Origin of the sequence: Paragemmobacter kunshanensis, assembly GCF_011059185.1 — a bacterium.
GTDB lineage: Bacteria > Pseudomonadota > Alphaproteobacteria > Rhodobacterales > Rhodobacteraceae > Paragemmobacter > Paragemmobacter kunshanensis.
This window is the reverse complement of sequence record NZ_JAALFE010000077.1, coordinates 1-1824: the sequence shown is the minus strand read 5'-3', so window position 1 is coordinate 1824 and position 1824 is coordinate 1. Positions and strand designations below refer to the sequence as shown.

The following is a 1824-nucleotide window of genomic DNA, read 5'->3' as shown; positions in this document are numbered from 1 at the left end:
TCGGGCTTCATGATGACCGAGATCGACCTGCTGAAGCGGTCCAGCTTCGCGTGGGTCGACCTCTACGGCACGGACGATGCGCTGATTGCCACGGGCTTCGCCGCCTGGGGCGGCATCTTCTGGCTGGACGGGGTCTGGTACGCCATCGGCGGGGCCAAAGGCGAACGCCCGCATCTGCTGGGCGTGGGCGAGCGCACGGTCTGCCTCGCGCAGGCAGACGACTGGCTGAACACGCATGAGACCGACGAGAGCGCCTTCAAGACCCGCTCCTGGCTGCGCCAGCCGCCGACCGAAAAGCAGCTGCAGTACCTGCCGCCGGAGTGCCGCCATGACTTCGGCCTGACGCGCTACCGCGCCTCGGCGCTGATGACCTTCGGCTTCAACAAGCGCGCCATCCGGCAGCTGATCGACACGGCCGCTCGGCCCGAACGGAGGGCGGCATGATCCATGACCGCCTCCACCCCCATCACGGCCGAGGATCGGCGGCGGCTCTGGCATCCGCGTGGAACGCTCTGTGCTGTCTGCCGGCAACCCACCCGTGGCTTTGGCTGGTTCGATCCGCACCGGTCGAAGCGACCCCGGCAATCGGCCTGGTTCTGCTCGATGCCCTGTCAGTCCTTCTGGACACGCTTGGCGCGGGAGCGTTTCGCCATGGTTGACCTGACCGAGGAAGAGCGTGCCGCGATCACCGCCACCATGAAGCGCGTCGCGCTGCTGATGGACGAGATCGGCTGGGCCACCCCGCTGGCCGAACTGACCGAGGCGCAGGTGCGCGCGCTGATCGAGGAAGCCATCGAGGGCTTCCGCGAGGCCATGTCCGACATCGTCCGGGCGCACACGCCGGAGGTGCCGTTTTGACCCTCGATTACAATCATCGCCCCAGCTTCGCGGAACAGGTCAACGCCGCCGTCGACCGGGCGCTCACCGCCGATCAGGCGACGCGGCCGCCTCGCGACTATCTCGGCGGCTCGCGCCTCGGCCATGCCTGCGAGCGCGCGTTGCAGTTCGAGTTCGCGGCGACGCCGAAGGACGAGGGCCAGGACTTCAGCGGCCAGTCGCTGCGCATCTTCGCGATCGGCCACGCGCTCGAGGATCTGGCCGTCGCCTGGCTGCGCGGCGCGGGCTTCGACCTCTACACCCGCAAGGGCAACCGGCCTGATGGCGGCCAGTTCGGCTTCTCGGTCGCGGGCGGGCGCATTCGCGGCCACGTCGACGGCATCATTGCCGCCGGGCCCGAGGGCTTCGGTCTGGCCGTTCCCGCACTGTGGGAATGCAAGACGATGAACGCGAAGAACTGGCGCGCCTGCGTCAAGGACGGCGTGACCAAGTCGAAGCCGGTCTACGCCGCCCAGATCGCGCTTTATCAGGCCTACATGGAAGGGACGATCCCCGGCATCTCGGCCGCGCCCGCCGTGTTCACCGCGATCAACAAGGACACGGCCGAGCTTCACCATGAGCTGGTGCCCTTCGACGCCGAGCTCGCGCAGCGCATGTCTGACCGGGGCGTGCGGATCCTGCAGGCGACCGACGCGGGCGAGTTGCTGCCGCGCATCGCCACCACGCCCGACTTCTTCGAATGCCGCTTCTGCCCGTGGTCCGAGCGCTGCTGGAGGCTTCCCGCATGAGCGACGACGGCATCCTGCACTTCAACCCCTGGATGGACTTCAACGACGGGCCGCCGTCCGAGAACCCCTTCGGCTGCGACCCCGACCCCGACCCCGAGCAGATCGCCGTCTTCCTCGACACTGTCTTCAGCTGGTGCGAGGGGCTGATCCCGCTCCGCGGCTTCGTCGACAAGGGTCAGGGCCGGGACGGCAAGCCGCA

At 68.5% G+C, this 1824-nt stretch carries 3 protein-coding genes and 1 pseudogene; all 4 read left to right on the top strand.

Annotation, left to right across the window (positions count from 1 at the left end):
• Positions 1-444, top strand: a pseudogene (locus tag G5V65_RS21745) (DEAD/DEAH box helicase); the annotation flags it as partial.
• A gap of 3 nt (positions 445-447) precedes the next feature.
• Positions 448-858, top strand: coding sequence for a DUF6511 domain-containing protein (locus tag G5V65_RS22555; RefSeq protein ID WP_241250704.1), 411 nt, complete (start codon positions 448-450; stop codon positions 856-858).
• Complete coding sequence (locus G5V65_RS21735) at positions 855-1625, top strand: hypothetical protein (protein WP_165054687.1); 771 nt, start codon at positions 855-857, stop codon at positions 1623-1625. Before G5V65_RS22555 ends, G5V65_RS21735 begins: the two co-directional genes overlap by 4 nt.
• The coding region (locus G5V65_RS21730; RefSeq protein ID WP_206526932.1) for a hypothetical protein at positions 1622-1824 on the top strand (203 nt) is incomplete at its 3' end. The genes G5V65_RS21735 and G5V65_RS21730, both read left to right, overlap by 4 nt.